The sequence below is a fragment of the Pseudohaliea sp. genome, assembly GCF_054552115.1.
The window spans coordinates 70050-94391 of record NZ_JBTOLW010000008.1; the positions used below are offsets into that span (position 1 = coordinate 70050).

Consider the following 24342-nt stretch of genomic DNA (forward strand, 5'->3'; position numbering starts at 1 on the left):
AATACCTGGACAGGTCGAGCGTGAGCCCCGCAGCATAGCAGAGTCGGTCCGTTGCCGACGTTGCCGCAGTTCCGCCGCCGATGACCTGTGTCAGTTTTTCTCCAACCGCCCGCCTGTCAGCTTGAGTTTCCGCGGCACTGCCGTTAAAAGGTGAAGTCATTCGGGGGTGGCCGGGCGCGCTGTGCCGGTCGCCGCCAACGCCGCAAGCGATACAAGGATCCCTTCAATCATGGCACTCGCCTATCCTTTCTCGGCCATCGTCGGCCAGGACGAGATGAAACGCGCCCTCCTCATCGCCTCCGTGGACCAGGACGTCGGCGGCGTTCTCGTGTTCGGCGACCGCGGCACGGGCAAGTCCACGGCCATCCGGGCTCTCGCGGCGCTCATGCCGAAGATGGCGGTGGTTTCCGGCTGTCCCTATAACTGCGATCCCGAAGGTGCGCGGCCGGGCCTGTGCGCCCAGTGCCGCCCGGGCGAACATCACGGCGCGGAGAAGGTCCGCAAGGAGCCCATGCCGGTGGTGGACCTGCCGCTCGGTGCCACGGAAGACCGCGTCATCGGCGCGCTGGACCTGGAGCGCGCCCTGCGCGACGGCGAGAAGGCCTTCGAGCCGGGCCTCCTCGCCCGGGCGCACCGGGGTTTTCTATATATCGACGAGGTGAACCTCCTCGAGGACCACATCGTCGATGCACTCCTCGACGTGGCCGCCTCGGGCGAGAATGTCGTCGAGCGGGAGGGCCTGTCCATTCGCCACCCGGCCCGCTTCGTCCTCGTCGGCAGCGGCAACCCGGAGGAGGGCGAACTGCGCCCGCAACTGCTGGACCGCTTCGGCCTGTCGGTGGAGGTCGCCACGCCCCAGGACATCAAGGCGCGGGTGGAGATCGTGCGCCTGCGCGACGAGTTCGAGCGCGACCGGGCGGCCTTCATCAAGCGTTTCCAGCGCAAGGAGGGCAAGGTGCGGCGCAAGATCCAGGACGCGCGCGCGCACCTCGAGAGCGTCGACCTGCCCGATGCCATCGTCGGGACGGCTGCCAACCTGTGCATGACGCTGGGCACGGACGGCCTGCGCGGCGAACTGACCCTGATCCGCGCCGCCCGCGCCCTGGCAGCCCTCGAGGGGGCCGAGGCGGTGACCGCCGCGCACCTGCGCACGGTGGCCCCCTCGGTACTGCGGCATCGCCTGCGCCGCGACCCGCTGGACGAGGCGGGCTCCGGCGCGCGGGTCGGCCGGGCGATCGAGGAGGTCTTTGACGCGTGAACGGCGGGGCAGCCAGCGCAGCGGCCGGGGACCCCGCCCTCGCCGCGCTCTGGCGCGACGGGCTGCGCGCCGCGGCGCTGCTTGCGGTCGATCCGGCTGGCCTCGGCGGCGTCGCCCTGCGCGCCTGCCCGGGACCGGTCCGCGAGGCCTGGCTGGAAGAGTGGCGTGCCCTGGTCGGTGACGCGCCGGTGCGCCGGGTGCCCCTGCACATTACCGAGTCCCGCCTCCTCGGTGGCCTCGACCTCGCGGCCACGCTCCGCGCCGGGCTGCCGGTCACCGAGCGCGGGCTGCTGGCCGACTGCGATGGCGGCTTCGCCATTCTCGCCATGGGCGAGCGCGCGAGCCGCTCCACGGTAGCCCACCTGGCCACGGCCCTCGACCGGGGCGAGCTGACCCTCGCCCGCGAGGGCATCCACGGTGAGGTCGAGGCCCGCATCGCCCTGGTAGCCCTCGACGAGGGGCAGGACGACAGCGAGGTGCTGTCACCGGTGCTGCGCGACCGCCTCGCCTTCCAGCTCGACCTCACGCCCCTGTCCATCCGCGATCTCGACGAGCCGCCCTTCGATGCCGCCGATGTTGCCGAGGCCCGGGCGATGCTCGGGGCCGTCAGCGTTCCGGAAGACGCCGTCAAGGCCCTGGTCGCCACCGCCATGGCGCTCGGGGTCGCCGGGGTGCGTGCCTGCCAGTTTGCCGTGGCGGCTGCCCGGGCCGGGGCGGCGCTCGCCGGCCGTAGCGAGGTCGACGAACGCGATCTCGACCTCGCCGCGCGCCTGGTGCTCTCGCCGCGGGCCACGCAGATCCCGGCACCGCCGGAGGAGCCGGAAGAGCCCGAACAGGCGCCGCCGGAGGAGCCGGACCCCGACGACGGTGACAAGGGCGAAGACGACGAACCCCCGGAGCCGCCGGACCTCGATCAGCCGCTCGAGGACCGGGTGCTGGAGGCGGCCGCCGCTGCCATCCCCGAGGCGCTGCTTGCCAGCCTTGAGGCCAGCACGATACAGCGCAGCCGCGGCGGCGCCGGCGGCCGCTCCGGCGTGCAGCAGCGTTCGAAGCTGCGCGGCCGTCCCATGGGCACGCTGCCCGGTGATCCGCGCCACGGTTCGCGCCTCAGCCTCATCGATACGCTGCGCGCGGCGGCGCCCTGGCAGCCTCTGCGCCGCGCCAGCCACGCCGCGGAAGGCCGCACGGACGCCCCGGGGGTGATCGTGCAGAAGGACGACTTCCGCGTGACGCGCTTCCGGGAGCGCACGGAGAGCACCATCATCTTCGCGGTGGATGCCTCCGGCTCGGCGGCCCTGCACCGCCTCGCCGAGGCCAAGGGCGCGGTGGAGCTCCTGCTCAACGACTGCTACGTGCGCCGCGACCAGGTGGCCCTCATCGCCTTCCGCGGGGAGGGTGCCGAGATGCTGCTGCCGCCCACCCGGTCCCTCGTGCGCGCCAAGCGCAACCTGTCGGCCCTGCCCGGCGGCGGCGGGACGCCCCTGGCCGCGGCCATCGACGCCGCCGCCTCCCTGGCCGAGCACATCCAGCGCCGCGGCGGCACGCCGAGCGTGGTGTTTCTCACCGACGCCCGCGCCAACATCACCCGCGAGGGCAAGGCCGGGCGCCAGCAGGCCTTTGAGGAGGCCCTGGCCTCGGCCGGGCAGCTGCGGGTCCTCGACGTGCGCAGCATGGTCATCGATACCTCGCCCCGGCCGCACCCGAACGCCGAGGCCCTCGCCCGCTCTCTCGCCGGCCGCTACCTGCCCCTGCCCCACGCCGACGCCCGCGCGCTGCGCGATACCGTCGAGGCGGTCGGGGCCTGATGGTCGCGGATATCCGCGAGGACTGGCCGAACCGGGCTGCGAGCCGCTACGTCGACGCCGGCGGGCTGCGCTGGCACGTGCAGTCCCTTGGCGACGGTGGCCCCGTGCTGCTCCTGCTCCACGGCACCGGGGCGGCGACCCATTCCTGGGCGGGCCTGGCGCCGCTGCTGGCGACCCGCTTCCGGGTGGTGGCGCCGGACCTGCCCGGGCACGGTTATACCGACTACCAGCCTTCGGCCCGTTCCCTGCCCGGCATGGCGCGGGCGGTCCGCGCGCTGCTCGACGAGCTGGCCCTGGCGCCGGCGCTGATCGCGGGCCACTCCGCCGGCGCCGCGGTCGCCGCCCGGCTGGTGCTCGACGGCGGCGCCGCGCCGGTGGCCCTGGTGTCGCTGAACGGCGCGCTGCTGCCGCTCCCGGGCATGATGGGCAGGCTCTTTCCCGGGGCCGCGCGGGTCCTCGACCGGGTGCCGGCGCTGCCGCAGCTGCTGGCCTTCAGCGCCCGGCGGCGGCCGATGATGGACCGCTTCATCGAGCAGACCGGCTCGGCCAGCGACAATATCGGCGTCGATTTCTACCACGGCCTGTCGCGCTCCTCGAAGCACATCCGTGGGGTCCTCGGCATGATGGCCGCCTGGGAGCTGGAGGGCCTGGAGGCCGACCTGCCCCGGCTCGCGGTGCCCCTGCACCTCGTGGCCTGCCAGAACGACCGGGCCGTACCGCCCGCCCAGGCGCGCAGCCTCCTCGGCCGCGTCCCCGCCGCCGTGCTGCACCCGGTGCCGGGGCTCGGCCACCTCGGCCACGAGGAGAACCCGCAGCTGTTCGCCGACCTGATCATGGGGATTGCGCACGAGGCGGGGTTGCCCTGAGCTCTCTTGAGAGGCTTGTCCCGGTGTCCCGGAGGCTCATCGTGGATTTCCGCGGGGAGCGTGGGAGATTGCTCTGAGCCAGGCCCAACCGGTTCGCTCCTGGCTGTCAACTGCTCGCAGTTTCCCGGGACGGCTGCCGAAGGGTACCCCCAGTCGCTCCCCGATACACGCTTGGTGGGGGCACCCTTCGGCAGCCGCCCCTACCGCCCTGGAAGGCCGCAGGGCGGTAGGGGCGAGAGCGGGAGTCTTCTCTCACAAAGCGTGTATCGGGGAGCGACTGAGAGAAGACTCCCGCTCTCGCACCGGGGAAAGTGCAAAGACTCGTTTGCGTTCAAGCGTTGATTGAAGAGACGGATCTTGTCCTGAATCAAGCTTCCCGGACGGCGGTGCTGTGCTATGCTGTTAAGCCAGCTTGACACTTTGGGGTGTAAGAAAAAATGAACAGTCCGCTGCCGGAGTTCACCACGCCCATCGCCGGGCCCGACGCCCCCCACGCCGTGGTCATCGGCAGCGGTATCGGCGGCCTCGCCGCGGCGATCCGCCTCGGCGCCCGCGGTTTCCGCGTCACCGTGCTCGAGCGCCTCGATGCCCCGGGCGGCCGCGCCTACGTGCACAAGCAGGACGGCTTCACCTTCGATGCCGGGCCGACCATCGTCACTGCGCCGTTCCTGCTGCGTGAACTCTGGAACCTCTGCGGCAAGCGCTTCGAGGATGACGTGGACCTGCGCCTCATGTCGCCGTTCTACCGCATCCGCTTCGATGACGGGAAAGTGTTTGACTACTCCGGCGACGCCGACAAGACGCGAGCGGAGATCGCCCGTTTCAATCCCGCGGATGTCGCCGGCTACGACCGGTACATGGAGGTGAGCCGCCGCACCTACGAGATCGGCTTCGAGAAAGTGGGCCACCTGCCCTTCGACTCCTTCGCCGACCTCATGAAGATGGCGCCGGACTTCCTCGCCCTGCGGGCCTACCGCAGCGTCTACAACCAGGTCTCGCACTACGTGCAGGACCCCTACGTGCGCATCGTGCTCAGCTTCCACCCGCTGCTGGTGGGCGGCAATCCCTTCTCCGTGCCGGCGGTGTACACGCTCATTTCCTACCTCGAGCGCCAGTACGGCGTGTACTCGGCCATGGGCGGGACCGGGGCCATTATCAACGGGCTCGTCGGCCTCATCCGCGGCCAGGGCAACCGGCTGCGCTTCAACGCGGAGGTGGACGAGATCCTCGTGGAGCAGGGCAGGGCCACCGGTGTCCGCCTCGCCGATGGCGAGACCCTCAAGGCCGATATCGTGGTCTCCAATGCGGACGCGGCCTGGACCTACCGGCACCTGGTGCCCGCCAGCGCGCGCAAGACCTGGACCAACCGGCGCATCGAGCGTTCGCGCTTCTCCAACGGGCTCTTCGTCTGGTACTTCGGCACCAACCGCCGCTACGAGGACGTGCCGCACCATGCCATCGTGCTCGGCCCCCGTTACAAGGGCCTGGTTACCGATATCTTCCGGCACAAGCGCCTGACCCAGGATTTCAGCCTCTACCTGCACCGGCCCACGGCCACCGACCCGAGCCTGGCGCCGGAAGGCTGCGACACCTTCTACGCCCTGTCGCCGGTGCCGCACCTCGAGGGCGACGTGGACTGGTCGACGCACGCCGAGACCTACCGCAAGGCCATCGAGCAGCGCCTCGAGGAGACGGTGCTGCCGGGCCTCGGTGCTTCCCTGGCGACGTCCCTGGTCACCACGCCGCTGGATTTCGAGAACCGGCTCCTGTCCTACCGCGGCGCCGGCTTCAGCTTCGAACCGGTACTTTGGCAGAGTGCCTCCTTCCGCCCGCACAACCGCAGCGAGGATGTGCAGGGACTCTACCTGGTCGGCGCCGGTACGCACCCCGGCGCCGGGATGCCCGGGGTCATTTCGTCGGCCCGGGTGCTGGACACGGTCGTTCCCCATGCCAACACCTTCCGCTGAGCGCCCGCTGCCGCTGCACGAGGCGGACCTCGCGGCCTGCCGGACGCTGCTGAAGACCGGCTCGCGCTCGTTCTTCGCGGCCGCCCATTTCCTGCCTTACCGCTGCCGCGATGCGGCGACGGCGCTGTATGCCTTCTGCCGCCAGGCCGATGATGCGGTGGACGAAAGCGGCGCGCCCGCGGAGGCGCTCGCGGTGCTGCACCAGCGCCTCGATGCGATCTATGCCGGTACGCCGCAGAACTACCCGTCGGACCGGGCGCTCGCCGCCGTGGCGCAGCGCTGCGGCCTGCCCAAGGCGCTGCTGGAGGCGCTGCTGGAGGGTTTTGCCTGGGATGCGGAAGGTCGCGCCTATGAGGACCTGGAGGGCGTGCTCGCCTACTCGGCGCGGGTGGCGGGCACGGTCGGCGTGATGATGGCCGTGCTCATGGGGGAGCGTGATGCTGATGTCCTCGCCCGCGCGGCGGACATGGGCGTGGCCATGCAGCTGACGAACATCAGCCGGGACGTGGGCGAGGATGCGCGCAACGGCCGCCTCTACCTGCCGCGGGCCTGGCTGCGCGAGGCGGGCATCGACCCGGAGGCCTTCCTCGCCGAGCCGAAGCACAGCGAGGGGCTCGCCCTGGTACTGGCCCGGCTCCTCGCCGTGGCCGATACGCTCTACGGTCGCGCCGACAGCGGCCTGGCCCGCCTGCCCTCGCGCTGCCGGCCGGGGATGTACGCAGCGCGCCTGCTCTACTCGGCGATCGGCGAGCAGCTGGCCGCCGGCGGTTACGACTCGGTGAGCCGGCGCACGGTGGTGCCCGGCACCGGCAAGCTGCGCCGGCTCCTCGGCCTGACCCGCCTGCCCTGGCTGGGCGAGAGCGACCTGGCGGCACCGGTGCTCGCGGCGAATCACTTCCTGGTCGAGGCCGTGAATGCCCACCCGGGGCCCCGGGTCAGCTCCCTGCTCGAGAGCGAGGGGCGGATTTCCTGGGTCCTGGAGCGCTGGGCCGAGCTCGACGAACGCGCCCGCCTGCCGCTGCGGGCCACCATTTCCGCCAGCGGCGCCCGCCGCGCCTGATCAGCTGCGGCGGGCCCTTCGCGGCAGCCGGAAGGGCAGCAGCAGCTGCACCCAGCGCCGGCTGAACCGGTCCAGGTTCAGGCTCTCGTGCACGGCATGAACCGGCTCGCCGAGCGCGCGATACGCCAGTAGCGAGCGTGAATAAAAAGGCGTGTCCTCGAGGGTGCGGCGCACGCTTACCGGGGTGCCGGGTTCGGCCTGGGTGCTGCGTGCCATGCGCCAGATAGCGGCGCGCGGCAGCTGCTGCGTGGGCAGGGGGTCAAGCTCCGTCACCGCGCCGGTGGCGCCGAAGCGCAGGGCGAGCAGGCGCTCGCTGCCGTCCCGCAGCCGCGCGTGGTACTGCACCAGGCTGCCGCCGTCGGCGAGCGGCGCCCGCGACCAGTCCCAGTCCCGGAAGGCCCGCTCCAGCGGCTCCGCCCCGCGGTTGCTGTCGAAGTAGCCGTGCCCCTCCCAGCTGAGGCCGGGTTTCTCCATGGTGACCCGGGCGCGGCAACTCGGCGCAATCGGCCACCAGCGGTGCCTGCCGGCCGGGTCGAGGGCGTAGTCCGTGGCGGTGATGCCCGGCAGCGAAAGCTCGATGCGGCCGCGCAGGCGGCCGGGCAGCGGGACCGTGATCTCGTCGAGGCTGACGGTTACCTGCCGGCCCTGCCAGTGGATCGACGAGTTGCGGGCGCGAAGCCGCTCGCTGTCGCGGGTTAAGTCGCCGGCGCCGCGCTCGGTCATGGCCCAGTGCTTGCGCCGAGGGTTGTAGAGCACCGCGTTGAAGCCGCAGTACTGCTCCGGGTCCGGCGCGGCCAGGCGGCGCCGGGCGGCGGCGTACCAGGGGGAGAAGACGCTGCCGACGAACACGATCACCGTGAGGGCGTGCTCGCCGTCATCGCTCATGGCATCGAGGTACCACCAGTGGTAGCCGCCGGGGGTCACCGGGGCGGCAAACCCGGGCGCCGGTGCGGCCGCGCGCTCGAGCATCGCTTCTTGTCCTGGATCAGTAAAGTTCCTTGCAGTCTAGCAATGTCTAACTTAAATTACAGTCTATACTGTCAATAAAACTGGACAGACCGGCGGGCCCGCCAAGGGCCGAAGCCGGCGCCGGAAGGCGCCGGGACAAGCCCGCAGGCGGGCGCGCAAGGGCGCAAGGGAAGGTGGTGCGATGGGCAAGATCGAGACACAGGGGCTCCCGGGCTATGAACTGGCGCTGCAGGACGCCGTGGCCCTTGCGGCGGGGGACGCCTGTCCGCCGCAGCTGGCGCGAGCGCTGCAGTACGCCGTCTTTCCGGGCGGTGCCCGGGTGAGACCACAGCTGTGCATGGCCGTCGCCGCCGCCAATGGCGGTGGCGACCCGGCACTGACCCGCGCCGCGGCGGCCGCCATCGAACTGCTCCACTGCGCCTCCCTGGTCCACGACGACATGCCCTGCTTCGACAACGCCAGCGAACGCCGGGGCAAGCCCTCGGTGCACCAGGCTTTCGGCGAGCAGCTGGCGCTCCTCGCCGGGGATGCGCTGATCGTGGCCGCCTTCGAGACCCTGGGCCGCGCGTCGGCGGCGGGTGACCCGGCGCGGCTGCCGGCGCTGCTTGCGGTGATCGCCGAGGGCGTGGGTGCGCCCCACGGGATCTGCGCCGGCCAGGCCTGGGAATGCGAGTCCCGGGTGGATCTCGAGCGCTATCACCGGGCCAAGACCGGGGCCCTGTTCATCGCCGCCACGGCCGCGGGAGCGGTCGTGTCGGGGGGCGATGTCGCCGCCTGGCGCCGCCTCGGCGACTGCATCGGCCACAGCTACCAGGTGGCCGACGACATTCTCGACGCCGCCGCGGAGGCCGCCGAGATCGGCAAGCCGACGGGGCAGGACGAGGTCCACGGCCGGCCCTCCGCGGTGCGCAGCCTCGGCCTCGACGGCGCCGTCGCCCACCTGAAGGAGCTGGTGGACGCGAGCGTCGAAGCCGTGCCGCCCTGTGCCGGCCGCGAGCAGCTGCAGCAGCTCGTCCGCAACCAGTCCCGGCGCTTCCTGCCGAAGGGCCTGGCCGGCCAGGCCGCCTGAGCGCGGTGGGCGAACCGGGCGCCAGCCACGTCGCGGCGGTGGGCGAGAACCCGCCAGGCACCCGCGGGTTGCGCGAGCGCTTCCTGTCCTGGCGTGACCGGCTGCTGGGAAACCCGGCCTTCCATCGCGCCGCGGCCCGCTTCCCGCTGACCCGTCCCATCGCCCGGCGTCGTGCCCGTGCACTCTTCGACCTGAGCGCGGGCTTCGTCTACTCGCAGATCCTTTTTGCCTGCGTTCGAGCGGGACTCTTTGAACGGCTTGCGGAGGGCCCGCGCAGTACCGCGGCGATCGCCACGGCCACGGGGCTGCCGGAGGAGGGGGCGCTGCGGCTCCTGCGTGGTGCTGCGGCCCTGCGCCTCGTGCAGGCGGCCGGCAAGGGATTCTGGCGTCTCGGTGAGCAGGGCGCGGTGATGCTCGGTAATCCCTCCATCGGCGCCATGGTGTCGCACCACGAACGTCTCTACGCCGACCTCGCCGATCCACTCGCGCTGCTCGGGGGGCGCGCGGACACGAACCTCGCGCGCCTCTGGCCCTACGCCGCCGGCGAGCGCGACGCCATGGCGGCGGCGGAGGTCGCCGCCTACAGCGAACTCATGGCCGGCTCCCAGAGCCTGCTGTCGGAAGACATTCTCGATGCCTGTGGCGCGGCCGGCAGCCGCCACTGGCTCGACGTGGGCGGGGGTGAAGGCGTGTTCCTGGCCGCCGCCCTGCGTCGCAACAGCGCGCTGCACGGCACGGTCCTGGACCTGCCCCAGGTCGCGACCCGCGCCCGGGAACGGCTGCTGCAGTGCGGGCTCGCCGCCCGTGCCGAGGCCGTGGGCGGCGACATGTTCAACGATCCCTGGCCCGCGGGCGCCGACACGATCTCCCTGGTACGCGTGCTGCACGACCACGACGACGCGCCGGCCCGCGCCCTCATTGCGCGGGCCCGGGAGGCGCTGCCGCCCGGCGGCCGCCTGGTGATCGCCGAACCCCTGGCCGGCACCCGGGGCGCCGAGGCCATGGGCGATGGCTATTTCGGCTTCTATCTCTGGGCCATGGGCAGCGGCCGTCCGCGGACCGCGGACGAGCTCCGGCGCTGGGTGCTGGAGGCCGGTTTCGATCGGTGCCGGGAACTGAAAACCGCCCAGCCGATGCTCGCGCGGGTGCTGGTGGCGGAACGTGACGGACAGGGTGTTAATTCAACTTGACATCTCAGAATGTAAACCTAAACTTACACCTAGCGGTTTTGCTAGGACAGCCGCCATGCCCGTCGCCACAGTGCGCCGGGTCAGCAGGTAAGTTGTTGTCAGGTCAGGGGATTTCCTGGTGAGCAGTCAAGCTACAGCTGTCGTCTTCGAGCAACCGGGCAAGCTGTCCGTGCGCAAGGTCGGCATCGTCGAGCCCGCCGAGGGCGACTGCGTCATTGATATCGAGTGGAGCGGCATCAGCACGGGCACCGAGCGCTTGCTCTGGCAGGGCCGCATGCCGGCCTTCCCGGGGCTCGCCTATCCACTCGTACCCGGTTACGAATCCGTGGGTCGTGTCGCCGCCGTGGGCGACGGCTGCACCCTTGCGGTGGGCGAGCGCGTCTTTGTGCCCGGTTCCCGCGGCTACACGGATGTGCAGGGACTGTTCGGCGGCGCCGCCGATCGCCTCGTGGTGGATGCCACGCGGGTGACGCCGCTGGGCGACGCGTTGGGGGAAGAAGCAGCCCTCCTGGCTCTCGCGGCCACGGCCCTGCGTGCCGTGACCCGGGGGCCGGAGGGTGTGCTTCCCGATCTCGTGATCGGCCACGGTGTCCTTGGCCGGCTGGTTGCGCGGGTGGTGCTCGCCCTCGGCGGCGAGGCGCCGACGGTCTGGGAACGCGACGCCGGGCGGCGCGCCGGCGCCGACGGCTACCCCGTTATCGACCCCGAGAGCGAAACGCGCCGCGACTACCGTCTCATCTGCGATGTCAGCGGGGCCGTGGGGCTCCTCGATACGCTCGTGGCGCACCTCGCCCCGGGCGGCTGCATCGTGCTTGCCGGCTTCTACCAGGAGCCGGTGTCCTTCACCTTCCCGCCGGCCTTCATGCGTGAGGCGCAGCTGCGCATCTCCGCTGAATGGCAGCAGGAAGATCTCGAGGCCGTCGTCAAGCTGGTTGCCGACGGGCGGCTAGACCTCGACGGCCTCATCACGCACCGCCAGCCCGCGGCCCATGCCGCGCCAGCCTATCGCCAGGCCTTTGGCGATAGTGAATGCCTAAAAATGATCCTGGATTGGAGGTCCGTTCAATGACTGATGCATCCGTGAATGAATACACACCGGATCACGAGAAAGAAGACGCCGGTGATCTCCTCGCGAGTTCGGGGGGCGGACCGAAGACACAGATCATTGCCATCTATGGCAAGGGGGGGATCGGCAAGAGCTTCACGCTTTCGAACCTGTCCTACATGATGGCCCAGCAGGGCAAGAAGGTGCTGCTCATCGGCTGCGACCCGAAGAGCGACACGACCTCGCTCCTCTTCGGCGGCAAGGCCTGCCCCACGATCATCCAGACCGCCTCGGCCAAGAAAGAGGCGGGCGAGGAAGTGCGCGTCGAAGACGTCTGCTTCATGCGTGACGGCGTCTTCGCCATGGAACTCGGCGGCCCGGAAGTCGGCCGGGGCTGCGGCGGCCGGGGCATCATCCACGGCTTCGAGACCCTCGAGAAGCTCGGCTTCCACGAGTGGGATTTCGACTACGTGCTGCTCGACTTCCTCGGCGATGTGGTCTGCGGCGGCTTCGGCCTGCCCATCGCCCGGGACATGTGCCAGAAGGTCATCGTGGTCGCCTCGAATGACCTGCAGTCGCTCTACGTGGCCAACAACGTCTGCTCGGCGGTCGAGTACTTCCGCAAGCTCGGCGGCAATGTCGGCGTTGCCGGCATGGTCACCAACAAGGATGACGGCACCGGCGAGGCCCAGGCCTTCTGCAAGGCCGTGGGCATCCCGGAGCTGGCCAGCATCCCGGCCCACGACGACATCCGCCGCAAGAGCGCCAACTACGAGATCATCGGCTACCCCGATGGCGAATGGGGCCCGCTCTTCGGCCAGCTGGCCACGAATGTTGCCGAAGCGCCGCCGCACCAGCCGGCGCCGCTGTCCCAGGACGGCCTGCTCGAACTCTTCTCCGGCGACGACGTGGGCCGCGACGTCGTGCTGCAGCCGGCCACGCAGGCCGATCTCTGCGGCGCGGATCATGCGCCGAAGCCATCCCTCGAGGTGATCTATGACACGGTCTGAACACGAGCCGGCGCCCGAGGCACCCGCCGTGAACGGTGCCGAGCGTATCCCCGTCGCCCCGGTGGAAGAGCTGCCGGCGTCGGAAGTCGAGAGCGTGGAGGCGGCGGTCGCCTCCGAGGGCGGCGGCTGCCACGCCGGCGCCACGCGCATGCAGGCCGACGCGAAAGCCAGCGGCAAGGGCGCGGTCCTCGAGCAGTACAAGCAGGACTACCCGACGGGCCCGCACGACCAACCGCAGAGCATGTGCCCGGCCTTCGGTTCCCTGCGCGTCGGGCTGCGCATGCGGCGCACGGCGACGGTGCTCTCCGGCTCCGCCTGCTGCGTGTACGGACTGACCTTTACCTCGCACTTCTACGGCGCCCGGCGCACCGTGGGCTATGTGCCCTTCGATTCCGAGACGCTGGTCACCGGCAAGCTGTTCGAGGATATCCGCGAGTCCGTACACAAGCTCGCCGACCCGGAGCAGTACGACGCGGTGGTCATTATCAACCTCTGCGTGCCCACGGCCTCCGGCGTCCCCCTGGACCTCCTGCCGAAGGCCATCAACGGCGTACGCATCATCGGCATCGACGTGCCGGGCTTCGGCGTGCCGACGCATGCGGAGGCCAAGGACATCCTGGCCGGCGCCATGCTGCGCTACGCGCGCACGGAAGCGGAGGCCGGCCCCGTGGCCGCCCCGACCGGCGGGCACAGTGAAAAGCCGGCCATCGCTCTCATCGGCGAGATGTTCCCGGTGGACGCCGTGACTATCGGCCGGCTCCTGGACCCGATGGGCCTCGCCGCCGGCCCCATGGTGCCCACGCGGGAGTGGCGCGAGCTCTACGGCGCCCTCGACTGCGCCGCCGCCGCCATGATCCACCCCTTCTACACCGCCACGCAGCGCCAGTTCGACGCCGCCGGCCGGCCCTGCCTGGGCTCGGCGCCGGTGGGCTACGAGGGCACGGAAGCCTGGCTCGAGTCCGTGGCCGGGACCCTCAACATCGGCAACGACGCGCTTGCGGCCGCCAAGGAGGCTGCGCTGCCGGCGATTGCCGAGGCCCTGAAAGCCACGCAGATCGATGCGCGCATTACCCTCTCCGGTTACGAGGGCTCGGAACTGCTGGTCGCCCGGCTGCTGGTGGAGAGCGGCGCCGATCTGCGCTACGTCGGTACCGCCTGCCCGAAGACCCGCTGGTCCGATGCGGACCGGGAGTGGCTCGAGGCCCGGGGCGTGGAGGTGAACTTCCGCGCTTCCCTCGAGGACGACGTGGCCGCGATGCGCAACTACGAGCCGGACCTCGCCATCGGCACCACGCCGGTGGTGCAGAAGGCCAAGGAACTGGCCATCCCCGGCCTGTACTTCACCAACCTCATTTCCGCGCGCCCGCTCATGGGTGCAGCCGGCCCGGGCTCCATTGCCCAGGTCATCAACGCCGCCGTCGCCAACAAGGACCGCTTTGACGCCATGGAAGCGTTCTTCGACGGCGTGGGCGAGGGCGACAATGCCGGCATCTGGCAGCCGGAAATGCTCGGTGCGAAACACGCGCCCCTGGGCGCGGGAGGAGCGGCCTGATGCTGGTGCTCGATCACGATCGCGCCGGGGGCTACTGGGGCTCCGTGTACGTGTTCACGGCCGTGAAGGGCCTGCAGACCATCATCGACGGCCCGGTGGGTTGCGAAAACCTGCCGGTGACCTCCGTGCTGCACTACACCGACGCGCTGCCGCCGCACGAGCTGCCGGTGGTGGTCACCGGCCTGGCCGAAGAGGAGCTCGGCCAGCACGGGACCGAGGGCGCCATGCGCCGCGCCCACGAGACCCTGGACCCGGATCGCCCGGCGGTGGTGGTGACGGGCTCCATCGCCGAGATGATCGGGGGCGGGGTGACGCCGGAAGGTACCGGCATCGAGCGCTTCCTTCCCCGGACCATCGACGAAGACCAGTGGCAGAGCGCAGACCGCGCCATGAACTGGCTGTGGACCCGTTTCGGCGCGAAGAAGGGCAAGAAGCTCCGCGACGCATGGCAGAAGAAGCGTGAGGCCGGCAAGGCCGCTCCCCGGGTCAACATCATCGGGCCGATCTACGGCATGTTCAACACCTGGTCGGACCTCGCCGAGCTCCGCCGCCTGGTCGAGGGCATGGGCGCCGAAGTCAACATGGTCTTCCCCCTCGGCTGCCACATCGACGACGTGTGCAAGCTCGCCGAGGCCGACGTCAACATCTGCATGTACCGGGAGTTCGGCCGGCTGCTCTGCGAGGAGCTCGACGTGCCCTACCTGCAGGCCCCCATCGGCCTGCACAGCACCACCAAGTTTCTCGAGAAGCTGGGCGAACTGCTCGAGCTCGATCCGCAACCGTTCATCGCGCGGGAGAAGCACACCACCATCAAGCCGATCTGGGACCTGTGGCGCTCCGTCACCCAGGACTTCTTCGGCACGGCCAGCTTCGGCATCGCGGCGAACGAAACCTACAGCCGCGGCGTGCGCCACTTCCTCGAGGAAGAGCTGGGGCTGCCCTGCCACTTTGCCTTCGAGCGCCGCGCCGGCACCAAGACCGACAACGAGGCCATTCGCGCCGCCGTGCAGACCAGGACGCCCCTGGTGGTCTTCGGCGGCTACAACGAGCGCATGTACCTCGCCGAGGTGGGGGCACGCGCCGTCTACATCCCCGCATCGCTGCCCGGCACGATTATCCGCCGGCATACGGGCACGCCGTTCATGGGCTATGGCGGCGCCTGCTACCTGGTGCAGGAGGTCTGCAACGCCCTGTTCGATGCGTTGTTCCACATCCTGCCGCTGGGCACGGACCTCGACAAGGCCGAGGCCACGCCGGCCCGGGAGCGGACCTCCATCGCCTGGGAAGTCGAGGCGGAAATGGCCCTCGACAAGCTCGTGGCCGCCGAACCGATCCTGGTTAGGATCTCCGCGGCCAAGCGCCTGCGTGACGCGGCGGAAAGCGCCGCCCGCGGCAGCGGCGCCGAGCAGGTCACCATGCAACACCTGCAGCTGGCTCGCCAGCTGCTCGCCTCGGGAGGCGCTGCGTGAGCAGCGGGACCGGGCGGACGACGCCGGCGGCCGGACCGCGGCGCGAATACAACGACCCCGTGCGAAATGAGGGGAGGGATAAAGCATGAAAACAGGTCAAGCGCACCACGATGTACACGCGACCGCGCTGCACGACCGCATCGAGTTCCGCATCCTGATTGCGGTCTCCATGGTGTGGTTCCTGCTGGTGGCAGCCGTGAGCCGGCTGCTGCCGCGCAGCTGCCGGCCGCTCGCCGGCTCGGCACCGCGGCACGAGTCGCTCTTCGCCGAGGCGCGACGCACGGCGTACACGGTCATTCCCTACGCGTTCATGCGCTGAGGGTGCGGCGCCGCGGCGGTCGCGGCGCGGGGAAGGATAACGCCAGCCCGGGCAGGGCGGCGATTGTGGGTTTACGGGGTCCCTGGGTTGGACCGGAGGAAAAACGATGACGATGCTGAGTTTCGAGAAAAAGTACCGGGTCAGGGGAGGTACCCTCCTGGGCGGTGACCTTTTCGATTTCTGGGTCGGGCCCTTCTACGTCGGCTTCTTCGGCGTGACGACGATTTTCTTCTCGGTACTCGGTACCGCGCTGATCGTCTACGGCGCCTCCCAGGGGCCGACCTGGAATATCTGGCAGATCAACATTGCGCCGCCCGACCTGAGCTACGGGCTTGCCCTCGCGCCCCTGAACGAGGGGGGCTTGTGGCAGATCATCACCATCTGCGCGACCGGGGCCTTCGTGTCCTGGGCGCTCCGGCAGGTGGAGATATCGCGAAAGCTGGGCATGGGGCTGCACGTACCCTTCGCCTACAGCGTGGCCGTTTTCGCCTACGTGACCCTCGTCATCATCCGGCCGCTGCTTCTCGGCGCCTGGGGCCACGGCTTCCCCTACGGAATCCTGAGCCACCTCGACTGGGTATCGAACGTCGGCTACCAGTACCTGCACTTCCATTACAACCCGGCGCACATGCTGGCGATCACCTTCTTCTTCACCACCACCCTGGCCCTGTCCATGCACGGTGGCCTGATCCTGTCGGTGACCAACCCGCCGAAGGGGCAGAAGGTGAAGACCGCCGAGCACGAGAACTCGTTCTTCCGCGACGACGTCGGTTACTCGATCGGTGCCCTGGGCATCCACCGCCTCGGGCTCTTCCTGGCCCTGTCGGCGGGCTTCTGGAGCGCGGTCTGCATTGTCATCAGCGGTCCCTTCTGGACCAAGGGCTGGCCCGAGTGGTGGAACTGGTGGCTCGAGCTGGGCATCTGGAACTAAAGGGGTAGACGACCATGGAATATCAGAACCTGTTTACGCGCCTCCAGGTCGAGGCCCCGCTGCATCCCGGCCTGGACCTCGGTCCGGATACGGACAAACGCTCCGGCATGACCGAGAACTACTGGCTCGGCAAGATCGGGGACGCGCAGCTCGGCCCCATCTACCTGGGCGGTACCGGCATCCTGTCGCTTCTGTTCGGCTTTATCGCCATCGAGATCATCGGCCTCAACATGTGGGCCTCGGTGAACTGGGACCCGGTGGAGTTCATCCGCCAGCTGCCCTGGCTCGCCCTGGAGCCGCCCGGGCCGGAGTACGGTCTCAGCATACCGCCCCTCGGTGAGGGCGGCTGGTGGCTGATGGCCGGTTTCTTCCTGACGGCCTCGATCCTGCTCTGGTGGGTGCGCACCTATAACCTGGCGCGCCGCAACGGGATCGGTACACACCTGGCCTGGGCGTTCATGGCGGCGATCTGGCTGTACCTCGTCCTTGGCCTGATCCGGCCGGTGCTCATGGGGTCCTGGTCCGAAGCCGTGCCCTTCGGGATCTTCCCGCACCTCGACTGGACAGCGGCCTTCTCGATCCGCTACGGGAACCTGTTCTACAACCCGTTCCACATGCTGTCGATCGCCTTCCTCTACGGTTCGACGCTGCTGTTCGCCATGCACGGTGCGACCATCCTGGCGGTGAGCCGCTACGGTGGCGACCGGGAAATTGATCAGATTACCTATCGCGGCACCGCCTCCGAGCGTGCCCAGCTCTTCTGGCGCTGGACCATGGGCTTCAACGCCACCATGGAATCCATCCACCGCTGGGGCCTCTGGTTCGCGGTACTCACGGTGATTACCGGTGGTATCGGCATCCTGCTGACCGGGACCGTGGTCGAGAACTGGTACCTCTGGGCCGTGAAACACGGTGTCGCGCCGGCCTATCCGCCGATCGAGGCCGTGCCGCCGGTGAACCCGATGACGACAGGAGCGGGGCAATGAGCATACTGCATACGATCCGTCTGCCACTGGTGGCCGTGGCCGCCACGGCCACCCTGGCCGCCTGCAACCCACCGCCCCATGACGTGGTGCAGCGCGGCTACCGCGGCACCGGCATGGAACTGGTCATCGACCCCGAGGAGCGCGCGGACAGCGTGGCGGCCAATGCGCTGCCCGAGGTCATCCCGCCCGTGCCGCCGGGCGGGCCGAAGGCCGGCGACCTCTACGAGAACATCGAGGTGCTTGGTGATCTCACAGTCGGCGAGTTCACCCGGGTAATGGCCTCCATCACCCAGTGGGTGTCGCCGGAAGAGGGGTGCAACTACTGCCACGTGCCGGGCAACTTCGCCTCCGAGGACGTCTACACGAAGAAGGTCGCGCGCAGCATGCTGGCCATGACGCAGCGCATCAACGAGGACTGGGGCGAGAAGCACGTGGCCCCGGCGGGCGTCACCTGCTACACCTGCCACCGCGGCCAGGCCGTACCGGAGTATGCGTGGTCGCACGATCCCGGCCCGGAGACCTCGGCGAAGATCGATACGAACGGGCAGAACATCGCTTCCCCGACGGCGGCTTACTCATCGCTGCCCTATGACCCGCTGACGCCGTTCCTCGAGGAGGACTACCCGATCAGCCTGCAGGGCAACACCGCGCTGCCGACGGGGCCGAATGTCGGCACCAAGCAGGCGGAGTGGACCTATTCGCTGATGATGCACTTCTCGGAGTCGCTGAACGCTAACTGCACCTTCTGTCACAACAGCCGTGCCTTCGCGAACTGGGAGCAGAGCCCGTATCAGCGGGTCAAGGCCTGGCACGCGATCCGCATGGTGCGCGAGACCAACAACGGCTACATCAAGCCGACGGGGGAGTGGCTGCCGCCGCACCGCCTCGGTCCGATGGGCGATGTTCCCAAGGTGAGCTGCATGACCTGCCACCAGGGCGCCTACAAGCCGATGTACGGCGCGAACATGATCGACCCCTATCCCAGCCTCGCCAGGAAAACCGGCGTGTCCGTCGACATGGCCGACGAGGCCGCCGCGGCGAAAGCCGAGCGGGACGGCCCGGTACCGGCGGTCGGCAACATGGGGGGCGGCGAATAGCGCGCGACACGCGCTGACGGAATTCTTCGCCGCGCGGGCGCTTCCGGGGTTGCCCCGGGGAACTGCCGGCGAGGAAGGCATGCTGCGAAGGCCGCAAGGCCGGGCAGCATGGAGTGGACATCCCAGGCAACACGCATGGGCTGTTAACGGAAGAAACACATGGGAGGTAAACCATGAGTGAGCAAATCAACAGTCCTTCCGGGCTGTCTAGTGACGAGGCCAAGGAATTCCACAGCTTCTTTATGCAAGGTTTCCTGGGCTTCACCGCAGTGGCCGTGGTGGCACACATCCTCGTGTGGATGTGGAAGCCCTGGCTGGTATAGGTCAGAAGCACCGCGAGTAAAACCCGCGGCAGGACCGGCTGGGCCGGTAAGCCGCAACAACTTGGAGAAGCGAAATGTACAGGATCTGGCTGATTTTTGATCCCAGGCGAATCATGATCGCGACGGCGGCGTTTCTGTTCACCTTGGCATTGTTGATTCATTTCATCCTGCTGAGCACAGAACGCTTCAACTGGCTCGAGGAAGACGCTCCGGCGGCGGCTACGGCCTCCGCTGAAGTGGCTCCGCTGCCAGAGTCGAAAGCGTAGTTCGTCGGTAACCTGACGGAGTGAAGCCCGCCGTTCGCGGCGGGCGGAGCTCTTTCTCGTTATCGCCTTCAGACATCGCGCCGCGGCGCCTGGCGCACGCGGCCATGACAGTGCCCTTTTATCGCGACCCGGTGTCGCGCGCTAGCGGGAGCGCAGTGCCATGCAGCTTGCCAGGGGTCAACAGGTTTCCTTTGCCGACGAGCCGCTGATCCTTGTCGACAGCGAGGACCTGCCCACGGGGTACGACAGCAAGGAGCGGGTGCACGCCGGCGATGGCCAGCTGCACCGCGCCTTTTCGGTTTTTCTTTATCTCGACGCCGATACGGTGCTCCTTCACGAGCGCAGTACCGAGAAGCCCCTGTGGCCCGGCTTCTGGACGAACAGCTGCTGCAGTCACCCGCGGCGGGGCGAGTGCAATCACACGGCCACGCAGCGGCGCCTTCAGCAGGAACTGGGTGTGACCGCCGAGCTGACCTACCTCTACAAGTTCGAATACGCGGCCCGCTACCTCGATGTCGGCAGCGAGCGCGAGCTGTGCTCCGTCTACATCGGTGCGCTGCCGGAGCCGCTGGCGCCGCGGCCCAATCCGCGCGAGATCGGCGCCTGGGGCTGGTTCGATTGTGCGGCGGTGGACGCCTGGCTGGCGCGGGAACCGGAGCGTTTCACACCCTGGTTCAAACTCGAGTGGGCAGCCCTGCGCGGGCCCTACCGGGCAATGGTCGAAACGTTGTTCCGGGCGCCGGGAAAGCGCCTGGCCGAGGCGGGTTGACCTCCACGCGGTGTATCTGCCCGGGCCCGTCGCCGGGTACCCGGTACATCAGCTTGAGGACGTCGACCCCGGGAAGCAGGCCTAGGAAGCCAGCGCCATGCCGAGCGCGGTGCGGTAGTGGGGAGAGGCATCGCTCCAGCGCTGGTGAAGCGCGAAACGGCCATAGTCGGTGACCGAGACCTTGTCGTCGGAAATTTCCACGAAGCCCTTGCTGGCAAGTTCCTTTAGCAGCGAACTGTCCTCCAGGAGGTCCTCGTAGTCGGACAACTCGAGGTTGCACAGGAGGGCGTTCAGGGCTGCCTGCTGCCGCTGCTCGCTCTCGCTGATGCGCTCCCCGGTGCAGAGCGGGAGTTCGCCCCGGCGCAGGGCCTCGTGCCACTCGCCCAGCTGCACCTTGTTCTGGACGTTCGCCTCGCGGAGCTGGCTGATCGCGTCGGCCCCGAAGCCGAAGAGATCGCCGGTGTCCCGGTCCGTGTAGCCAACCCAGTTGCGGTGCAGGTGCCCGGCGTGCTTGGCCCGGGTGAGGGGGTCGTGCTCGCGGGCGAAGCAGTCGAGACCCACCCATTCATAGCCGCTGCCCATGAGCGTCTCGTTGGCCGTGTTGAACATGGCGACCTTGTCCGCCAGGGAGGGCAGCCCCTCGACCTCGAGCGCCCGCTGGTGCCTGAACACGGAGGGGCGCGGCGAAAAAGTCTGGCACATGATGCGATCCGGGTTGAGTCCGATCATGTGCGTGACGGTCCCGTGCACGGTTTCCACGGACTGGTTGGGCAGACCGTAGACGAGATCCATGCTCACGCTCTCGAAACCCTCGCCGCGCGCGCTGGCGATGACGTCCTCGAGTACCGACAGAGAGTGGGAGCGGCCGATGGCCAGCTGCACGGCGCTGTCCAGGTCGCGGATCTGCAGGTCGAGGGTGCGGAAGCCGAGACCGTGCAGCAGCGACAGCTGTGACGGTGAGCACCGCTTCGGGTTGGCTTCCAGGGAGGCCTCGGTGTCGCCGTGGAGGTGGAAATGGCGATCGATGACATCCATGAGCTGGACGAGCTGCGTGTCGCTCAGGTAATTGGGGGTGCCGCCGCCGAAGTGCAGCTGGTTGAGTGCGCGCCCGCGGCCGATGCGGTCCGTCACCATGCTGATCTCGCGCTCGAGGCCGGCGATGTATTCGTCGATGGCCTCGCTGTTGTGCGTGACCGTGGTGTGATGGTCGCAGTTGAGGCAGCGGGACGGACAGAACGGCAGGCGGACGTGTACCGCCACGCTGTCGTTGTCGCCGCCCTTGCCGGCCAGCAATTCTGCGTAGTCGCCGGGCGTGAGGCCCAGCTCCGTGGTGGCGAAGAGCTCGGGGAGCGCGTCCTCGTCAGCCGTGCCCCCGCGCGGTGCGAAGGGGGGTGTAACCAGGGGGGTCATCGGGCACCTCCAGTGGCGCTTTGCGACCGGCCCCACCATGCTTTCGAGTGGGGTGGCGATTCCCTGCCGGGACCGGGGCTTGTGCAAGAAGCTTCAACGTCAGTCATGTTAATTCTTATGCTGCCCCCGAAAGAGTAGAAGCCGCCTTGACCACTGTCAAAGAAATTGGACATGGCCGGGGCAGCGGCTCAGCCGGTACCCAGGCGAGAGCGGAGCTCCCGGGCCTCCCTGGCCGCTGCGGGTGTCACTGGCGGGTTTCTGCGGGCCCCGGGCGGGCGTCCGCGGGCCCGGTCTGCGGCGCTGATGGCCCACTGCCAGAGGGCGGAATCGCGCAGCGGCAGCACGAGGAACCAGTGCTCCAGCACGGCGAGCGCCAGCAGCGAGCAGACCAGTGTGTTGCCGAGGCGGCCGAAATCGTCGTCCGCGCCGATCGCGGCCCGCAGCAACAGGGCCGTGCCAGCGGTGCCGAGCGTGATGGAAACGGGGAACAGGTAGTTCATGCGGCGCTTGCGCATGTAGCTGACCAGGTAGCGGCTGCGCTCCGGCAGCCAGTGCTCGTTGAAATTGGAGACCCCGAGATAGAGATTGAGCTTGGCGCTCCAGCGCATGATCCACAGCACGAGATAGGTGCCCGTGGCCACCTGGTTGTCGCCGCCCCAGGAGAGCGCGACGATCGCGATGCCCACGCCGGCGACGGCCAGCTCGTGGTGGATGCTGGTCGCGAGGGCCAGGCGGAAGCGGACCCAGCCCCGGGCCCCCGGCGGGCAGGGCCGCTTGTGGGTGCCGGTAAGGAAGTCCATGAGGTAGCTGATTTCCAGCCAGCCCCAGACGGCCAGGGCGATGGCGAAACCCACGGCGGCGCCCAGGGGGGTCGCATCGCGCGCGACCTGAGGCAGGAGCGTCAGGCTGAACAGGCCCAGGGTGGCAAAGGCGAGTACGCTCCAGCGGTGGCTGTACCGGGGCAGCAGGTTCAGGTAGAGGATCACCCCGGTGCTCAGCCACCAGCCCAGGAGGGCGGTCAGCAGGGCGACGAGGTAGGCGGACACGGCGGGCGGCCTCAGCGCGGCTCGGCCAGGAGGAGCGTCGCGAAGGACGCCTCGTTGGTCGGTCCGAAGGCGACGAGGTTCACCTCGTTACTGATGGCCGTATCGGAGAGCACCAGGCTGCCGTCCGCGTAGCGGGCGAGCAGGAACGGTGGCTGCATGCCGATCTCCCGGGCGCGGCGGGCGCGCGCCATGCTGCGCATGATACCGCGGATGAAGCTGTCTTCGGCCGGGGCGAGTTCCGCGAGGCGGTTGCCGGTCTCGGCGTCATAGACGTACACCAACCCGTCCCGGATGTCCTCGAAGCGCAGGAGACGGCTCTCCACCATGGCGCCTCGGGGTTCCGCCGGCGGCTCGTAGCCGGACAAGCGGAGGCTGGCGACGCCGACCACCGTGAACACCACGACCGCGCCGATCGCCGAGGCGATCCAGCGCGATAGCGGCCAGGGCGTCTGCGCCGTCATGCCGGTGCCTGCCGTCACGCCATGGCCCCGGCCGGCGCCAGGCGGTCGCCGCCGGTGGCGCGGTCCGGTTTGAGCGCCGGGGCCAGGGCGACGTCATCGCTCCGCGCCTGCACGGCAGCCACGAGGCGCTTCGCGACGGCCTCGGCGTCCGGGACGCTGCGCAGGCTGGGAATCACCGGTGACAGATGCCAGGGCCGGGCGTGGGGCCACAGGGCCCAGTAGGAGATCCACTCGCCCTTCGCCAGGCGCAGGGCGATGTCGCCGGTGCCGTCGCCGAAGGGGCGCAGGTCCGCTGCGGCGATACGGTCCAGGGGCAGGTTGATCATCATCGGCAGGGCCACGCCGAAGCGCAGCACCACCCGGCGGTTGGTCAGCGTGTACACCGTGGTCCGGGCGTAGAGGACGCCGAGGCCGCAGAGGATGCCGAGGCCGGCCGCCGCCAGCGCCAGCTGCCAGCCGAGGCTGGTGAGGCCTTCCGCGACCCCGCCGCCCTGGCTGTAGTGGTAGACCTGGTGGGCCGCGATAAGCAGGGCGAAGTAAGCGCCGACTTGCACGGTATGAAAGGTCCGGCGAGCCATGCTCCACCAATCGGGCTCGACCTGGCAGAGGATCTCCTCGCCGGCCGGCGGTTCCTCCGGCAGGCCTCGGATCGGCTCGTGGTCGTACTCGTTGTTGGCGTGACGATGGCTCATAGCAGGGGCTCCGTCCGCTCACGGGTACCGTAGAGGGTGCCACCGCCCACGTAGGCGCAGACGCGGTCCTCTTCCTGGAGCGTGATCTGGTCCGGGTTGGCGAGCGTGGGCATGTTCGCGAACTGTGCCGCGCGCAGGCAGTGCACTTTCACGGTGCCGTCGCCGCGCACGCGGGACAGGGTGATCGGGATCATGGCCCGCTTGCCGTTCTCCTTGACTTCGATCTCGAGGTAGCGGACCTGCGGCTCGCTGCGGTCGACCCAGAGGTCGGTCACGGTGGCAGCCACCTCGTTGTCGAGGCCGACCACGTCCTTGCCGCGGGGATCCGGGTCCTGGTGGGCGACCTTGAACTCCGTGGCCACGCGCATGGGCACGATCTTGGGTTCACCCTCGAAGGTGAGGTCCGGGAAATCCGGGCGCTTGGCCCAGGCCGCCGGGCCGACGCCGTCCACCAGCGGGTCACCGGTCGGGTAGAACGGTGCGCCGTAGTAAGGGTTCAGGCGCTTGGCCTTCACTTCGTATTCCGGCGCATCCTTGCCGGGGCGAACCACGTCGTCGGCGCCATGGAGCATTTCGTAGGTATGGGGATCCGGCAGGCCGGGGAAGCCGACAACGGTCACATTGCGGTAGTCGTCGGTCTCCAGCGGATAGCCCTCCCGCTTGTTCTCCCGGTGCAGGTACAGGACCAGCAGGAAGAAGAACAGCCAGAACGCGTACAGCGTCATCTGGGCCACGTCCATGTAGCCGGTAATGTCACCAATCATGTCAGCACCTCCATCAGG

General features: G+C 69.2%; 24 protein-coding genes. 18 read left to right on the plus strand and 6 right to left on the minus strand.

The genetic code is table 11. The annotated features are described in order from the left end of the window. The first annotated feature begins 229 nt into the window (after positions 1-229). The 5 genes from bchI (at position 230) to ACX93N_RS06195 (ending at position 6956) form a co-directional block, all read left to right on the plus strand. The gene (bchI, locus tag ACX93N_RS06175; protein WP_459427530.1) at positions 230-1258 is read left to right on the plus strand and encodes a magnesium chelatase ATPase subunit I; all 1029 of its coding nucleotides are present in this window, start codon (positions 230-232) and stop codon (positions 1256-1258) included. Continuing rightward, a complete protein-coding gene (locus ACX93N_RS06180) occupies positions 1255-3063 on the plus strand; it encodes a magnesium chelatase subunit D (RefSeq protein WP_459427531.1) in 1809 nt (602 codons plus the stop codon). Before bchI ends, ACX93N_RS06180 begins: the two co-directional genes overlap by 4 nt. After that, positions 3063-3929, plus strand: a complete 867-nt coding sequence (gene bchO, locus ACX93N_RS06185; RefSeq protein WP_459427532.1) for an alpha/beta fold hydrolase BchO — start codon at positions 3063-3065, stop codon at positions 3927-3929. Before ACX93N_RS06180 ends, bchO begins: the two co-directional genes overlap by 1 nt. Positions 3930-4366: 437 nt before the next feature. Then, positions 4367-5896, plus strand: coding sequence for a phytoene desaturase (locus tag ACX93N_RS06190; protein WP_459427533.1), 1530 nt, complete (start codon positions 4367-4369; stop codon positions 5894-5896). After that, positions 5877-6956: a phytoene/squalene synthase family protein gene (locus tag ACX93N_RS06195; RefSeq protein WP_459427534.1), complete on the plus strand. Its 1080-nt coding sequence runs from the start codon at positions 5877-5879 to the stop codon at positions 6954-6956. The genes ACX93N_RS06190 and ACX93N_RS06195 overlap by 20 nt, the downstream gene beginning before the upstream one ends. Here the strand turns inward: ACX93N_RS06195 and ACX93N_RS06200 are convergent, their stop codons facing one another. Further along, positions 6957-7925 (minus strand): carotenoid 1,2-hydratase, encoded by a 969-nt coding sequence (locus ACX93N_RS06200; protein WP_459427535.1) that lies wholly within the window; start codon positions 7923-7925, stop codon positions 6957-6959. Positions 7926-8106: 181 nt separating this feature from the next. Between ACX93N_RS06200 and ACX93N_RS06205 the strand changes: the two genes are divergently transcribed. The 13 genes from ACX93N_RS06205 (at position 8107) to idi (ending at position 19951) form a co-directional block, all read left to right on the plus strand. After that, positions 8107-8994, plus strand: a complete 888-nt coding sequence (locus ACX93N_RS06205) for a polyprenyl synthetase family protein (protein WP_459427536.1) — start codon at positions 8107-8109, stop codon at positions 8992-8994. A gap of 5 nt (positions 8995-8999) precedes the next feature. Then, positions 9000-10184: a methyltransferase gene (locus ACX93N_RS06210; protein ID WP_459427537.1), complete on the plus strand. Its 1185-nt coding sequence runs from the start codon at positions 9000-9002 to the stop codon at positions 10182-10184. Between the two features lie 118 nt (positions 10185-10302). After that, on the plus strand, positions 10303-11253 hold the full coding sequence (gene bchC / locus ACX93N_RS06215) for a chlorophyll synthesis pathway protein BchC (protein ID WP_459427538.1): 951 nt from the start codon (positions 10303-10305) through the stop codon (positions 11251-11253). Beyond that, the gene (locus tag ACX93N_RS06220; protein WP_459427539.1) at positions 11250-12239 is read left to right on the plus strand and encodes a chlorophyllide a reductase iron protein subunit X; all 990 of its coding nucleotides are present in this window, start codon (positions 11250-11252) and stop codon (positions 12237-12239) included. Before bchC ends, ACX93N_RS06220 begins: the two co-directional genes overlap by 4 nt. Further along, positions 12226-13791: a chlorophyllide a reductase subunit Y gene (gene bchY / locus ACX93N_RS06225; protein WP_459427540.1), complete on the plus strand. Its 1566-nt coding sequence runs from the start codon at positions 12226-12228 to the stop codon at positions 13789-13791. Before ACX93N_RS06220 ends, bchY begins: the two co-directional genes overlap by 14 nt. After that, complete coding sequence (gene bchZ / locus ACX93N_RS06230) at positions 13791-15260, plus strand: chlorophyllide a reductase subunit Z (RefSeq protein WP_459427541.1); 1470 nt, start codon at positions 13791-13793, stop codon at positions 15258-15260. Before bchY ends, bchZ begins: the two co-directional genes overlap by 1 nt. A gap of 85 nt (positions 15261-15345) precedes the next feature. After that, positions 15346-15579, plus strand: a complete 234-nt coding sequence (locus ACX93N_RS06235; protein ID WP_350037701.1) for a hypothetical protein — start codon at positions 15346-15348, stop codon at positions 15577-15579. A 106-nt stretch (positions 15580-15685) separates the two neighbouring features. Continuing rightward, entirely contained in the window at positions 15686-16510 is an 825-nt protein-coding gene (pufL, locus tag ACX93N_RS06240) for a photosynthetic reaction center subunit L (protein ID WP_459427542.1), read from the plus strand. Positions 16511-16524: 14 nt separating this feature from the next. Then, positions 16525-17496, plus strand: coding sequence for a photosynthetic reaction center subunit M (gene pufM, locus ACX93N_RS06245; protein WP_459427543.1), 972 nt, complete (start codon positions 16525-16527; stop codon positions 17494-17496). Further along, on the plus strand, positions 17493-18593 hold the full coding sequence (gene pufC, locus ACX93N_RS06250) for a photosynthetic reaction center cytochrome PufC (protein ID WP_459427544.1): 1101 nt from the start codon (positions 17493-17495) through the stop codon (positions 18591-18593). The genes pufM and pufC overlap by 4 nt, the downstream gene beginning before the upstream one ends. Positions 18594-18766: 173 nt before the next feature. Next, a complete protein-coding gene (pufB, locus tag ACX93N_RS06255; RefSeq protein ID WP_035516571.1) occupies positions 18767-18916 on the plus strand; it encodes a light-harvesting antenna LH1, beta subunit in 150 nt (49 codons plus the stop codon). Positions 18917-18990: 74 nt separating this feature from the next. Next, positions 18991-19182, plus strand: a complete 192-nt coding sequence (pufA, locus tag ACX93N_RS06260; RefSeq protein WP_350037693.1) for a light-harvesting antenna LH1, alpha subunit — start codon at positions 18991-18993, stop codon at positions 19180-19182. A 160-nt stretch (positions 19183-19342) separates the two neighbouring features. Then, on the plus strand, positions 19343-19951 hold the full coding sequence (idi, locus tag ACX93N_RS06265; RefSeq protein ID WP_459427545.1) for an isopentenyl-diphosphate Delta-isomerase: 609 nt from the start codon (positions 19343-19345) through the stop codon (positions 19949-19951). 81 nt (positions 19952-20032) lie between these two features. Here idi and ACX93N_RS06270 read toward each other — a convergent pair whose 3' ends face one another. From ACX93N_RS06270 to puhA, 5 genes are all read right to left on the minus strand, one after another. Beyond that, positions 20033-21361 (minus strand): radical SAM protein, encoded by a 1329-nt coding sequence (locus tag ACX93N_RS06270; protein ID WP_459427546.1) that lies wholly within the window; start codon positions 21359-21361, stop codon positions 20033-20035. A gap of 188 nt (positions 21362-21549) precedes the next feature. After that, entirely contained in the window at positions 21550-22407 is an 858-nt protein-coding gene (gene puhE / locus ACX93N_RS06275) for a putative photosynthetic complex assembly protein PuhE (protein WP_459427547.1), read from the minus strand. 11 nt (positions 22408-22418) lie between these two features. After that, positions 22419-22886 (minus strand): photosynthetic complex assembly protein PuhC, encoded by a 468-nt coding sequence (gene puhC / locus ACX93N_RS06280; protein ID WP_459427548.1) that lies wholly within the window; start codon positions 22884-22886, stop codon positions 22419-22421. Next, positions 22883-23560 carry a photosynthetic complex putative assembly protein PuhB gene (gene puhB, locus ACX93N_RS06285; protein ID WP_459427549.1) on the minus strand — a complete coding sequence of 226 codons (678 nt, stop codon included), beginning with the start codon at positions 23558-23560 and terminating at the stop codon, positions 22883-22885. The genes puhC and puhB overlap by 4 nt, the downstream gene beginning before the upstream one ends. Beyond that, complete coding sequence (puhA, locus tag ACX93N_RS06290) at positions 23557-24324, minus strand: photosynthetic reaction center subunit H (protein WP_459427550.1); 768 nt, start codon at positions 24322-24324, stop codon at positions 23557-23559. The genes puhB and puhA overlap by 4 nt, the downstream gene beginning before the upstream one ends. Between the last annotated feature and the right edge of the window lie 18 nt (positions 24325-24342).